General features: G+C 60.6%; 12 protein-coding genes. All 12 read left to right on the top strand.

Going from position 1 to position 12,172, the window contains the following annotated elements:
• Positions 1–124 precede the first annotated feature (124 nt).
• The 12 genes from motA to vapC all read left to right on the top strand — a co-directional run bounded on the left by motA (position 125) and on the right by vapC (position 12,072).
• Entirely contained in the window at positions 125–1,015 is an 891-nt protein-coding gene (gene motA / locus J0F90_RS14930) for a flagellar motor stator protein MotA (RefSeq protein WP_015378266.1), read from the top strand.
• Positions 1,012–2,076: a flagellar motor protein MotB gene (gene motB / locus J0F90_RS14925; protein ID WP_016927283.1), complete on the top strand. Its 1,065-nt coding sequence runs from the start codon at positions 1,012–1,014 to the stop codon at positions 2,074–2,076. Before motA ends, motB begins: the two co-directional genes overlap by 4 nt.
• The gene (gene cheA, locus J0F90_RS14920; protein WP_033640016.1) at positions 2,073–4,094 is read left to right on the top strand and encodes a chemotaxis protein CheA; all 2,022 of its coding nucleotides are present in this window, start codon (positions 2,073–2,075) and stop codon (positions 4,092–4,094) included. The genes motB and cheA overlap by 4 nt, the downstream gene beginning before the upstream one ends.
• A gap of 32 nt (positions 4,095–4,126) precedes the next feature.
• Entirely contained in the window at positions 4,127–4,627 is a 501-nt protein-coding gene (gene cheW / locus J0F90_RS14915) for a chemotaxis protein CheW (RefSeq protein ID WP_025303271.1), read from the top strand.
• Between the two features lie 194 nt (positions 4,628–4,821).
• Positions 4,822–6,492 carry a methyl-accepting chemotaxis protein gene (locus tag J0F90_RS14910; protein ID WP_004934873.1) on the top strand — a complete coding sequence of 557 codons (1,671 nt, stop codon included), beginning with the start codon at positions 4,822–4,824 and terminating at the stop codon, positions 6,490–6,492.
• 76 nt (positions 6,493–6,568) lie between these two features.
• On the top strand, positions 6,569–8,185 hold the full coding sequence (locus tag J0F90_RS14905) for a methyl-accepting chemotaxis protein (protein ID WP_033640017.1): 1,617 nt from the start codon (positions 6,569–6,571) through the stop codon (positions 8,183–8,185).
• A gap of 37 nt (positions 8,186–8,222) precedes the next feature.
• On the top strand, positions 8,223–9,095 hold the full coding sequence (gene cheR, locus J0F90_RS14900) for a protein-glutamate O-methyltransferase CheR (RefSeq protein ID WP_025159837.1): 873 nt from the start codon (positions 8,223–8,225) through the stop codon (positions 9,093–9,095).
• Positions 9,095–10,144, top strand: coding sequence for a protein-glutamate methylesterase/protein-glutamine glutaminase (locus J0F90_RS14895; RefSeq protein ID WP_033640018.1), 1,050 nt, complete (start codon positions 9,095–9,097; stop codon positions 10,142–10,144). Before cheR ends, J0F90_RS14895 begins: the two co-directional genes overlap by 1 nt.
• Before the next feature lie 102 nt (positions 10,145–10,246).
• Positions 10,247–10,636, top strand: a complete 390-nt coding sequence (cheY, locus tag J0F90_RS14890) for a chemotaxis response regulator CheY (protein ID WP_004934862.1) — start codon at positions 10,247–10,249, stop codon at positions 10,634–10,636.
• 10 nt (positions 10,637–10,646) lie between these two features.
• Positions 10,647–11,291, top strand: a complete 645-nt coding sequence (cheZ, locus tag J0F90_RS14885; RefSeq protein ID WP_004934858.1) for a protein phosphatase CheZ — start codon at positions 10,647–10,649, stop codon at positions 11,289–11,291.
• 149 nt (positions 11,292–11,440) lie between these two features.
• Positions 11,441–11,674 (top strand): type II toxin-antitoxin system VapB family antitoxin, encoded by a 234-nt coding sequence (vapB, locus tag J0F90_RS14880; protein WP_033640019.1) that lies wholly within the window; start codon positions 11,441–11,443, stop codon positions 11,672–11,674.
• Positions 11,674–12,072 (top strand): type II toxin-antitoxin system tRNA(fMet)-specific endonuclease VapC, encoded by a 399-nt coding sequence (vapC, locus tag J0F90_RS14875; RefSeq protein WP_033640020.1) that lies wholly within the window; start codon positions 11,674–11,676, stop codon positions 12,070–12,072. The genes vapB and vapC overlap by 1 nt, the downstream gene beginning before the upstream one ends.
• The last annotated feature ends 100 nt before the right edge of the window (positions 12,073–12,172 follow it).

Below are 12,172 nucleotides of genomic sequence, written 5' to 3'. Positions count from 1 at the left end.
GGCAATGAATACCGACGTGTGATACGCAGGGGCGGCATGCCGCCCCCAGACATGCAGCCTGGTCTGTCGCGCCAGGGCGCGTTTGCCCCACCTTCCATCCACATTGTTAATTTAAGGAATGCGTGTGCTAGTTATTTTGGGTTATCTCGTGGTATTGGGCGCGGTGTTTGGCGGCTACCTGATCGTGGGCGGTCATCTCGGTGCGCTATATCAGCCGGCGGAGTTTCTGATTATCGGCGGGGCGGGGGTCGGCGCTTTCATCGTCGGCAACAACGGCAAAGCGATCAAAGCCACGCTGCGCGCCCTGCCGCGCCTGATGCGCCGTTCCAAATACAACAAAGATCTGTATATGGATCTGATGGCGTTGCTGTTCCGTCTGCTGGCCAAATCGCGTCAGCAGGGCATGCTGTCGCTCGAGTTTGATATCGATAATCCGCAAGAAAGTGAAATTTTCTCTAATTATCCGCGCATCCTTGCCGATAACACCCTGGTGGAGTTCATTACCGACTATTTACGGCTGATGGTGAGCGGCAATATGAATGCGTTCGAGATCGAAGCGCTGATGGACGAAGAGATCGAAACCTACGAGCAGGAAAGCGAAGTGCCCGCCGGCAGTCTGGCGATGGTGGGCGACTCCTTGCCGGCGTTCGGCATCGTCGCGGCGGTGATGGGGGTGGTGCACGCCCTGGCTTCGGCTGACCGTCCGGCCGCTGAACTGGGCGCGCTGATCGCTAACGCCATGGTCGGTACTTTCCTCGGCATTTTGTTGGCCTACGGCTTCATCTCGCCGCTGGCGACGTTGCTGCGCCAGAAGAGCGCCGAAAACGTCAAGATGATGCAATGCATCAAGGTCACGCTGTTGTCGAGTCTGAACGGTTACGCGCCGCAGATCGCAGTCGAGTTTGGCCGCAAAACGCTGTATACCACCGAACGTCCTTCTTTCGTTGAGCTGGAAGAACACGTGCGCCGTGTGAAAGCGCCGGCGCAGCAGGCGACGGAAGAAGAAGAAGCATGAAACAGAATCATCCGGTCGTTCTGGTCAGAAAGCGCAAATCGCATCATGCCGCTCATCACGGCGGCTCCTGGAAGATCGCTTATGCCGACTTTATGACGGCGATGATGGCGTTCTTCCTGGTGATGTGGCTGCTGGCGATCGCCAGCCCGCAGGAGCTGACGCAAATCGCCGAATATTTCCGTACGCCGCTCAAGGTCGCCCTGACCAGCGGCGACAAGAGCAGCTCCGAGAGCAGCCCAATCCCTGGCGGCGGCGACGATCCCACGCAGCAGCACGGCCTGGTGAGAAAACAGGTCGATTCGCCGGACGCGCGCGCCGAAGAGCTGCGCCTGAACAAGCTGCGCGAAAAGCTGGATGAGTTGATTGAGTCCGATCCGCGCCTGAAGGCGCTGCGCCCGCATCTGCTGATCAACATGATGGACGAGGGGTTGCGTATTCAGATTATCGATAGCCAAAACCGGCCGATGTTCAAAACCGGCAGCGCGCAGGTCGAGAGCTACATGCGCGATATTCTGCGGGCGATAGCGCCGATCCTCAACGACTTGCCGAACAAGATCAGCCTGTCCGGCCACACCGATGATATCCCTTACGCCACCGGCGAGCGCGGCTACAGCAACTGGGAATTGTCGGCCGATCGCGCCAACGCCTCCCGACGCGAGCTGATCGCCGGCGGCCTGGCGGAAGGCAAGGTGCTGCGGGTGGTGGGCATGGCGGCCACCATGAGCCTGAAACAGCACGGCGCCGATGACGCGATTAACCGACGCATCACCGTGTTGGTGCTGAACAAGCAAACGCAAGAGGGCATCGAGCACGAAAATGCCGAAAGCAACGCGCTGGATATCGCCCAACCGGACAGTCTGAAGCAGCTGGCGCCGTCGGCGACCGCGCCGGCCAGCCAAACGCCGGAACCCTCGGCGACAGCCCCGGAACCGGTGGCGCCAACGCCAAGCGCTCCACCGCAGGCATCCCCGGCGATAGCACCGGCCGATCAGGCGCCGGAACAACCGGCTTCCGCACCCGCACCGACTAACCGCGACTCACAGCCAGAGGTGACCCCGTGAGCATGGACATTAGCGATTTTTATCAGACCTTCTTTGATGAGGCAGACGAGTTGCTGGCCGACATGGAGCAACACCTGCTGGAGCTGGATCCGCTGGCCCCCGATATCGAGCCGTTGAACGCCATCTTCCGCGCGGCGCATTCGATCAAGGGCGGCGCGGCGACCTTTGGTTTTTCGGTGCTGCAGGAAACCACCCACCTGCTGGAGAACCTGCTGGACGGTGCAAGACGCCAGGAAATGAGCCTGAGCACCGAGATTATCAACCTGTTTCTGGAAACCAAAGACATTATGCAGGAGCAACTGGACGCCTATAAAACCTCGCAACAGCCTGACGCTGAAAGCTTTGAATACATTTGTCAGGCGCTGCGCCAGCTGGCGTTGGAAGCGCAACAGCAGCAGGAGGCGCCTGCGGCTCAACCGGCCGTTCAGCAGCCTGTCGTTAAGCCATCGGCCGCGCCGGCGGCGATCGAGGGCGGCATGCGCATCAGCCTGAACGGGCTGAAAGCCAGTGAAATCCCCTTGATGTTGGAAGAGCTGGGCAACCTCGGCGAGGTTAAAGACCCGCATCAGACGGAACACAGTCTGGACGTGACGTTGCTCACCTCCGCCAGCGAAGACGACATCAGCGCCGTGCTGTGCTTCGTGCTGGAACCGGAACAAATCAGCTTCTCGACGCCGATGCAGAGCGAACCGGCCGCCGTGGAAGCGAGCTTACCGGAAGCGGTCGCCGTGCCGGAGCCTGCGCCTGCGGCGGTCGCGGACGCCGCGCCGCCTGCCGCCAAACCGGCCGCGGCAGCGGCCGAAGCGCCAAAAGCGCGCGCCAAGGCGAGCGAGTCCACCAGCATTCGCGTGGCGGTGGAAAAGGTGGATCAGCTGATCAACCTGGTGGGCGAGTTGGTGATCACCCAGTCGATGCTGGCGCAACGCTCCGGCACGCTCGATCCGGTGAACCACGGCGATCTGCTGAACAGCATGAGCCAGCTGGAGCGTAACGCGCGCGATCTGCAGGAGTCGGTGATGTCGATCCGCATGATGCCGATGGAATACGTCTTCAGCCGCTACCCGCGCCTGGTGCGCGATCTGGCCGGCAAGCTGAACAAGCAGGTGGAGCTGACGCTGCAGGGCAGTTCCACCGAACTGGACAAGAGCCTGATCGAACGCATTATCGATCCGTTGACGCACCTGGTGCGCAACAGCCTCGATCACGGCATCGAAGAGCCGGCCACCCGCATCGCCGCCGGCAAGTCGGCGGTGGGCAATCTGGTGCTGTCGGCCGAACACCAGGGCGGCAACATCTGTATTGAGGTCATCGACGACGGCGCCGGCCTGAACCGCGAAAAAATTCTCGCCAAGGCGGCTTCGCAAGGGCTGGCGGTCAGCGACAGCATGAGCGACGAAGAGGTCGGCATGTTGATCTTTGCGCCGGGCTTCTCCACCGCCGAACAGGTGACCGACGTTTCCGGCCGCGGCGTCGGCATGGACGTGGTGAAAAGGAATATTCAGGAGATGGGGGGCCACGTCGAGATCCGTTCGCAGGCCGGTAAAGGCACCACCATCCGCATCCTGTTGCCGCTGACGCTGGCGATCCTCGACGGCATGTCGGTCAAGGTGAACGACGAAGTCTTTATCCTGCCGCTGAACGCGGTGATGGAATCGCTGCAGCCGCAGGCGGAAGATCTGCATCCGTTGGCCGGGGGCGAACGCGTGCTGCAGGTGCGCGGCGAATACCTGCCGCTGGTGGAGCTGTATCGGGTATTCGAAGTGGACGGCGCCAAAACCGACGCCACGCAGGGCATCGTGGTGATCCTGCAAAGCGCCGGCCGCCGCTATGCGTTGCTGGTAGATCAACTGATTGGCCAGCATCAGGTGGTGGTGAAAAATCTGGAAAGCAACTACCGCAAAGTGCCGGGCATCTCCGCCGCGACCATTCTGGGCGACGGCAGCGTGGCCTTGATCGTTGATGTCTCGGCGTTGCAAACCTTGAACCGTGAAAAGCGTCTGACGGACGCCGCCGCATAATAATGAGTTTATTGATTTAAAAGGTGAATGATATGGCAGGATTGGCAGCCGTCAGCAAATTGGCTGGCGAAACGGTAGGGCAAGAGTTTCTGATTTTTACCCTGGGCAACGAGGAGTATGGCATCGATATCCTCAAGGTGCAGGAAATTCGCGGCTACGATCAGGTGACCCGCATCGCCAACACCCCGGCGTTCATCAAGGGCGTCACCAACCTGCGCGGCGTGATTGTTCCCATCATCGATCTGCGGGTGAAGTTTTCGCAGCAGAGTGTTTCCTACGATGAGAACACCGTGGTGATCGTGTTGAACTTTGGCCAGCGCGTGGTGGGCATCGTGGTTGACGGCGTCTCCGACGTGCTGTCGCTCACCGCCGAACAGATCCGTCCGGCGCCGGAGTTCGCGGTGACGCTGGCGACCGAATATCTCACCGGCCTCGGTTCGCTGGGCGAGCGCATGCTGATCCTGGTGGATATCGAAAAGCTGCTGAGCAGCGAAGAGATGTCGCTGGTCGACAGCGTGGCGAAAAGCGTCTGATTTCAGACTCAAGGGGCGGGGCGCCGCCCCCTTTAACCTTCACTTTCCCTGATCTGTCGCGATGGCCTCAGCCGCGCCCGGAACCCCCACTAAAAATAGTTACTTTCCCGCATAAAGTTTTGCCGCACGGCGCCGATAACTCTCACATTCAACGTCATCAGAGCCTGTCTGCGCGGGCTTCAACAAGGGAAATCATGTTAAATCGTATGAAGGTGGTCACCAGCCTGTTGCTGGTGTTGGTGCTGTTTGGCGCCTTGCAGTTGATTTCGGGCGGACTCTTTTTCTCCTCGCTGAAAAGCGATAAGGAAAACTTTACCGTCCTGCAAACGATCCGCCAGCAGCAGCTGCAGCTGAGTGAAAGCCGCGTTGACCTGCTGCAGGCGCGTAACTCCCTGAACCGCGCCGGTATTCGCTACATGATGGATACCAACAAGATCGGCAGCGGCGCCACCATTGATGAACTGCTGGCCAAAGCGAAGGAAGAGCTGGGTGAAGCGGAAAGACACTACGCCGCGTACGAGAAAATTCCTCAGGACCCGCGCCAGGATCCTCAGTCGGCGGAACGCCTCAAGCAGCAGTACGATGTGCTGTACGGCGCGCTCTCCGAGCTGATCCAACTGCTGGGCGAAGGCAAAATCAACGCGTTCTTCGATCAGCCTACGCAGAGTTACCAGGACAACTTTGAGCAGAGCTACAACGTTTATCTGGAGCAAAACGGCAAGCTGTACCAAATCGCGGTCGACGGCAGCAACAGCTCGTACAACTCGGCCATTTGGACGCTGATCGTGGTGCTGGTGGTGGTGCTGGCGGTGATCGTACTGGTCTGGACCGGTATCCATCACATCCTGGTGCGCCCGCTGAACCGCATGATCGACCACATCAAACAGATCGCCGCCGGCGACCTGACTCAGCAGATCGTCGTCAACAGCCGCAACGAAATGGGCGTGCTGGCGGCCAGCCTGAAACACATGCAAAGCGAACTGATCGAAACCGTCAGCGGCGTGCGTCAGGGCGCGGACGCCATCTACAGCGGCGCGTCAGAAATCGCCGCGGGCAACAACGATCTCTCCTCCCGCACCGAGCAGCAGGCCGCGTCGCTGGAAGAGACCGCCGCCAGCATGGAACAGCTGACCGCGACGGTGAAACAGAACGCCGAAAACGCCCGTCAGGCTTCACAGCTGGCGCTGAGCGCCTCCGAAACCGCGCAGAAAGGCGGTAAGGTGGTGGCCAACGTGGTGCAGACCATGCACGACATCGCCGGCAGTTCGCAGAAGATCGCCGATATTACCGGCGTGATCGACGGCATCGCCTTCCAGACCAACATCCTGGCGTTGAACGCCGCAGTGGAAGCGGCGCGCGCCGGCGAACAGGGCCGCGGCTTCGCGGTGGTGGCCGGTGAAGTGCGCAACCTGGCGCAGCGCAGCGCGCAGGCGGCGAAAGAGATCAAAGGCTTGATCGAAGACTCGGTCAGCCGCGTCGATATGGGCTCCGTGCTGGTGGAAAGCGCCGGGGAAACCATGGGCGACATCGTCAACGCCGTCACCCGCGTGACCGACATCATGGGCGAAATCGCCTCGGCTTCGGACGAGCAGAGCCGCGGCATCGATCAGGTTGGCCAGGCGGTAGCGGAAATGGACCGCGTCACCCAGCAGAACGCCTCGTTGGTGGAAGAATCCGCCTCGGCGGCGGCGGCGCTGGAAGAACAGGCCAGCATGCTGACCCAGTCGGTAGCGGTATTCCGCTTGAGGTCGGAAGGCCAGGAAGAGTTTAAGGCGCCTGTCACCAGCAAGGCGCCGGTAACACCGGTAATCAATCATAAGAAAATGAACGCCAGCGATCTGCAGGATAACTGGGAAACGTTCTGACCGGTATCGGGCCTCTCTCGCAGAGGCCCTTTTCCCTACGTAGGCCGGTCGCCGGCCGGCTGCAAGGAGGTTCACAGTGTTTAACCGAATCCGTATCTCTACCAGCTTGTTCCTGTTGTTGATGACCTTCTGCGTTCTGCAGTTGGCCAGCAGCGGCCTGTCGTATTCCGCGTTTCGCTCCGATAACCACAACCTCGACATCATCACCCTCGGCAGCCAGCAGCGCGATTCGCTCAGCCTGAGCTGGGTGTCGCTGTTGCAGGCCCGCAATACGCTGAACCGCGCCGGCACCCGCGCGGCGCTGAAACTGCCGCAGGAGCAGGTGAACGAATTGATGAGCAGCGCCCGCAGTTCGCTGCAGAAGGCCGACCTCTATTTCAATCAGTTCATGGCGGTTGAACGCAGCAGTGAACAGCAGAACCAGCAGACGGCCACCACCAAGGCCAGCTACGAGCGGCTGCGCGGCGCGCTGCGTGAACTGATCGGTTTCCTGGAAAAGGGCGAGCTGCAGGCGTTTATGGATCAGCCGACGCAGAAAACCCAGGACCTGTTTGAGGCTGACTTCGTGCAGTATTTGCAGTTGGTCAACGGCGACATCAGCGAGGCTCGAGACGCCAACCAATTCTCCTTCACGCTGGCGGGCCTGATGCTGGCGGGGGCGGTCTTGATGCTGATCGTGGTGACCGGCAGCGCCATGTGGTGGTTGCGCACCATGTTGGTACAGCCGCTGAACCAAATCCGCAGCCACTTTGAACGCATCGCCGCCGGCGATTTGGCGACGCCGATTCAAGTGTATGGCCGCAATGAAATCAGCATGTTGTTCGCCAGCCTGCAACGCACGCAGCAGTCGCTGATCGGCACCGTCGGCGCGGTGCGCGACGGTGCGGAGTCGATTCTGATCGGCCTGCAGGAGATCGCCGAAGGCAATAACGATCTCTCTTCCCGTACCGAGCAGCAGGCCGCTTCGCTGGAAGAAACCGCCGCCAGCATGGAACAGCTGACCGCGACGGTGAAGCAGAACGCCGACAATGCGCGGCAGGCCTCTCAGCTGGCGCGCGACGCTTCGGCCACCGCGGCCAAGGGCGGCGAACTGGCCGGGGACGTGGTCACCACCATGCACGATATCGCCAACAGTTCGCAGAAAATCGGCGCCATCACCAGCGTGATCGACGGCATCGCCTTCCAGACCAACATTCTGGCGCTCAATGCGGCGGTGGAAGCGGCGCGCGCCGGCGAACAGGGGCGGGGTTTCGCCGTGGTCGCCGGCGAGGTGCGCAACCTGGCGAGCCGCAGCGCGCAGGCGGCGAAAGAGATCAAGGTGCTGATCGACGAATCGGTCAGCCGCGTCAAACACGGCTCGGTGCTGGTGGAAAATTCCGGCGCCACCATGCAGGACATCGTGCGTTCGGTGACGCGCGTAACCGACATCATGGGCGAGATCGCCTCGGCATCGGATGAACAGAGCCGCGGCATCGAGCAGGTGACGCAGGCGGTGACCCAGATGGATCAGGTCACCCAGCAGAACGCCGCGCTGGTGGAAGAATCCGCTTCTGCCGCCACCGCGCTGGAAGAGCAGGCCATTACCCTGGCCGACGCGGTCGCGGTATTCCGTCTGGCGGACGATAACTTCGTCGCGTCAGGTAACAGCAGCAACGCAGTTTCACCCGTGGTAAAGGAAGCCCAAGATTGTTAAACCGCATAAGCAGCACGTTTTTCTCCGGTGAGGCGGCATGAAACAGGCGCCGTCAACTTCTAACCGGGATACAGCGTCGATGTTGACGCAAATGGTGCAGCGTCTGCCGCTGTCGGACGTGCATTTTCGCCGTATCAGCCAGTTGATTTATCAACGCGCCGGCATCGTGCTGGCGGAGCATAAGCGCGAGATGGTTTACAACCGCCTGGTGCGCCGGCTGCGGCTGTTGGGATTGCACGATTTCGGCGACTACCTGGCGCTGCTGGAAAGCGATCCGAACAGCGCGGAATGGCAGGCGTTCATCAACGCGTTGACCACCAACCTGACGGCCTTTTTCCGCGAGGCGCATCACTTCCCGATCCTGGCGGAGCATGCGCGCTCGCGGCCGAACGGCTACAGCGTCTGGAGCACCGCGGCCTCGACCGGTGAAGAGCCGTATTCGATCGCCATCACGCTGAGCGATGCATTGGGCCAGCGGGCCGGCAGTTGCCAGGTCTGGGCCAGCGACATCGATACGCAGGTGCTGGAAAAAGCGGAGGCGGGCGTTTACCGCCAGGAAGATCTGCGCACCCTGACGCCGACCCAAATGCAGCGCTATTTTCTGCGCGGCACCGGGCCGCATCAGGGGTTGGTGCGCGTGCGGCCGGAGTTGGCGGCGCGAGTGAACTTTCAGCCGCTGAATCTGCTGGCGCCGGAGTGGGCGCTGCCGGGGCAATTCGACGCCATTTTTTGCCGCAACGTCATGATCTATTTCGATAAGGCGACGCAGGAGCGCATCCTGCGCCGCTTCGTTCCCTTGCTTAAGCCGGGGGGGCTGATGTTCGCCGGCCACTCCGAGAATTTCAGCCAGATCAGCCGGGATTTCTACTTGCGTGGGCAGACCGTGTATGGGCTGACCAAGGAGAGGTAATGAGTAAAATCAGAGTGTTATGCGTAGACGATTCGGCACTGATGCGCCAGCTGATGACGGAAATCGTGAACGGCCATGCCGACATGGAAATGGTGGCGACCGCGCCGGATCCGCTGGTGGCGCGCGATCTGATCAAAAAATTTAATCCTCAGGTGCTGACGCTGGACGTCGAGATGCCGCGCATGGACGGGCTGGATTTCCTCGAGAAGCTGATGCGCCTGCGGCCGATGCCGGTGGTGATGGTCTCTTCGCTGACCGGAAAAGGCTCGGAAATCACGCTGCGCGCGCTGGAGCTGGGCGCGGTGGACTTCGTCACCAAACCGCAGCTCGGCATTCGCGAGGGCATGTTGGCCTACAGCGAGCTGATTGCCGAGAAGATCCGCACCGCCGTCAGAGCGCGCCTGCCGCAGCGCTCCAGCAGCCCGGCGCCGGCGATCCTCAGCCATGCGCCGCTGTTGAGCAGTGAAAAACTGATCGCCATCGGCGCTTCCACCGGCGGCACCGAAGCGATTCGCCAGGTGCTGCAGCCGCTGCCGGCCACCAGCCCGGCGCTGCTGATCACTCAACACATGCCGCCGGGATTCACCCGTTCGTTCGCCGAGCGGCTGAACAAGCTGTGCCAGATCACGGTGAAAGAAGCGGAGGACGGCGAGCGCGTGCTGCCGGGCCACGCCTATATCGCACCGGGGGATCGCCACCTGGAGCTGACGCGCAGCGGCGCCAACTATCAGGTGAAGCTGCATGACGGCCCGGCGGTCAACCGCCATCGCCCGTCGGTCGACGTGCTGTTCCGCTCGGTGGCGCAATACGCCGGCCGTAATGCGGTGGGGGTGATCCTCACCGGCATGGGCAACGACGGGGCGGCGGGGATGCTGGAGATGCACCGCGCCGGGGCCTATACCCTGGCGCAGAACGAGGCGAGCTGCGTGGTGTTCGGCATGCCGCGCGAGGCGATCGCCAGCGGCGGCGTCAGCGAAGTGGTCGAGCTGGACAGAATGAGCCAGCGCATGCTGGCGCAGATCGCCGGCGGCCAGGCATTGCGCATTTGATTTTAGTCCGCAGGGTCTACCCGGCGGCGATATGACCCAGGTTCGCCGCGCGGCGGCCTGCGGTGTTGCATCATTAAACGGTTAACTATTTCAGGAGTAACAATGGCAGACAAAAACCTCAGATTTCTGGTTGTGGACGACTTCTCCACCATGCGCCGCATCGTCAGAAATCTGCTCAAAGAGTTGGGCTTCAACAACGTCGAAGAGGCTGAAGACGGCGCGGATGCGCTGAACAAGCTGCGCGCCGGCGGTTTCGACTTCGTGGTGTCCGATTGGAACATGCCGAACATGGACGGACTCGAGCTGTTGCAAACCATCCGCGCCGACAGCGCGCTGGCCGCGATGCCGGTACTGATGGTGACGGCGGAAGCCAAGAAAGAAAATATCATCGCGGCGGCGCAGGCCGGCGCCAGCGGTTATGTAGTGAAACCATTTACGGCGGCGACGCTGGAAGAAAAGCTCAACAAGATTTTTGAAAAATTGGGCATGTAAGGAGAGGGCGATGAGAGACATTCCAATGCCTGCCAGCGATGCAGCGACCGCGGGAGAGATCATCTCCCGCATCGGCCAACTGACCCGAATGCTGCGCGACAGCATGCGCGAACTGGGGCTCGATCAGGCGATCGCCCAGGCGGCAGAGGCGATCCCGGATGCGCGCGACCGTCTTGACTATGTCGTAACCATGACGGCGCAGGCGGCGGAACGGGCGTTGAACTGCGTGGAGGCGGCGCAACCGCGCCAGGCGGAGCTGGAATCCGGCGCCAACGCGTTGAAAGGGCGCTGGGACGAGTGGTTCGCCAATCCCATCGAACTGGACGACGCGCGTTCTCTGGTCAACGACACGCGTCAGTATCTGGATCAGGTGCCGGGCCATACGGCCTTTACCAACGCCCAACTGCTGGAAATCATGATGGCGCAGGACTTCCAGGATCTGACCGGCCAGGTGATCAAGCGCATGATGGACGTGGTGCAGGAGATCGAAAAGCAGCTGCTGATGGTGCTGATGGAAAACATGCCGGAGCAGCCGGTGAAGGAAAAACGGCCGAACGACAGCCTGCTGAACGGCCCGCAGCTCGACCAGAACGGCGTCGGCGTGATCGCCAACCAGGCGCAGGTCGACGATCTGCTCGACAGCCTCGGTTTCTGAGGCTTTTCGGGGCGCGCGACGGCGCGCCCCGAAAGTTGCGCAGCGTCGCGCCCCGAAAGTTGCGCAGCGTCGCGCAAAGATTTGAGTATATAGCATTGCTATATACATCATGGCGGTTATAATTTGTACTCCAATTAAAGGAGGTCACCATGACGTTAGGTTCTGTCTTTACTAATAATCGGACACAGGCTGTACGCCTGCCTGCAGAGGCGCGTTTCCCTGATACCGTTTCTAAAGTGACCGTTCGCGTAGTGGGTAAAGAGCGCATTCTTGCCCCCCTGGAGAATACCTGGGACAGTTTCTTCTGTGCGGAAAATGAGGTGAGCGATGATTTTCTCAATGAACGTGCCGGACAGCACCAGCGCGAGCGGGAAGCGTTTTGATGTTCAGTCATATGCTGGACACCAACATTGTTATCTATGTCATCAAGCGCCGGCCGCTGGAAGTGCTGGAGGCATTCAATCGCTATGCAGGTAAAATGGTCATTTCGTCGATCACTTATGGCGAATTGGTTCACGGGGTGGAGAAAAGCGCTCGTCCAGCGGTGAACGCCAGAGTCGTTGAGGATTTTGTCTCCCGATTGGACATTCTCGATTACAGCGCCAAAGCGGCATCGCACTACGGCAATATCCGGGCTGCGCTGGAACGACAGGGAACGCCTATTGGCGTAAACGATCTACATATTGCCGGGCATGCGCGCAGCGAAGGATTGATCCTGGTGACCAATAATCGACGCGAATTTGAGCGCGTTGAGGGTTTGCGGCTGGAAAATTGGTTGTAACGTCTCCCTGATGGTCTCATCCCCTAAATAACCCGCCTTTTTCCCCGTTGTTCCGCCAATGACATCGCCAATTTTTTGGCATGCTGACCGCCATTCTTTA

This window comes from Serratia marcescens subsp. marcescens ATCC 13880, assembly GCF_017299535.1.
GTDB lineage: Bacteria > Pseudomonadota > Gammaproteobacteria > Enterobacterales > Enterobacteriaceae > Serratia > Serratia marcescens.
This window is presented reverse-complemented; position numbering and strand designations above follow the sequence as displayed.

Coding starts and splice junctions, on each gene's coding strand:
- motB (WP_016927283.1), top strand. CDS start 1,012: ATGAAACAGAATCATCCGGTCGTTCTGGTCAGAAAGCGCAAATCGCAT.
- cheW (WP_025303271.1), top strand. CDS start 4,127: ATGGCAGGATTGGCAGCCGTCAGCAAATTGGCTGGCGAAACGGTAGGG.
- J0F90_RS14910 (WP_004934873.1), top strand. CDS start 4,822: ATGTTAAATCGTATGAAGGTGGTCACCAGCCTGTTGCTGGTGTTGGTG.
- cheR (WP_025159837.1), top strand. CDS start 8,223: ATGAAACAGGCGCCGTCAACTTCTAACCGGGATACAGCGTCGATGTTG.
- J0F90_RS14895 (WP_033640018.1), top strand. CDS start 9,095: ATGAGTAAAATCAGAGTGTTATGCGTAGACGATTCGGCACTGATGCGC.
- cheY (WP_004934862.1), top strand. CDS start 10,247: ATGGCAGACAAAAACCTCAGATTTCTGGTTGTGGACGACTTCTCCACC.
- cheZ (WP_004934858.1), top strand. CDS start 10,647: ATGAGAGACATTCCAATGCCTGCCAGCGATGCAGCGACCGCGGGAGAG.
- vapB (WP_033640019.1), top strand. CDS start 11,441: ATGACGTTAGGTTCTGTCTTTACTAATAATCGGACACAGGCTGTACGC.
- vapC (WP_033640020.1), top strand. CDS start 11,674: ATGTTCAGTCATATGCTGGACACCAACATTGTTATCTATGTCATCAAG.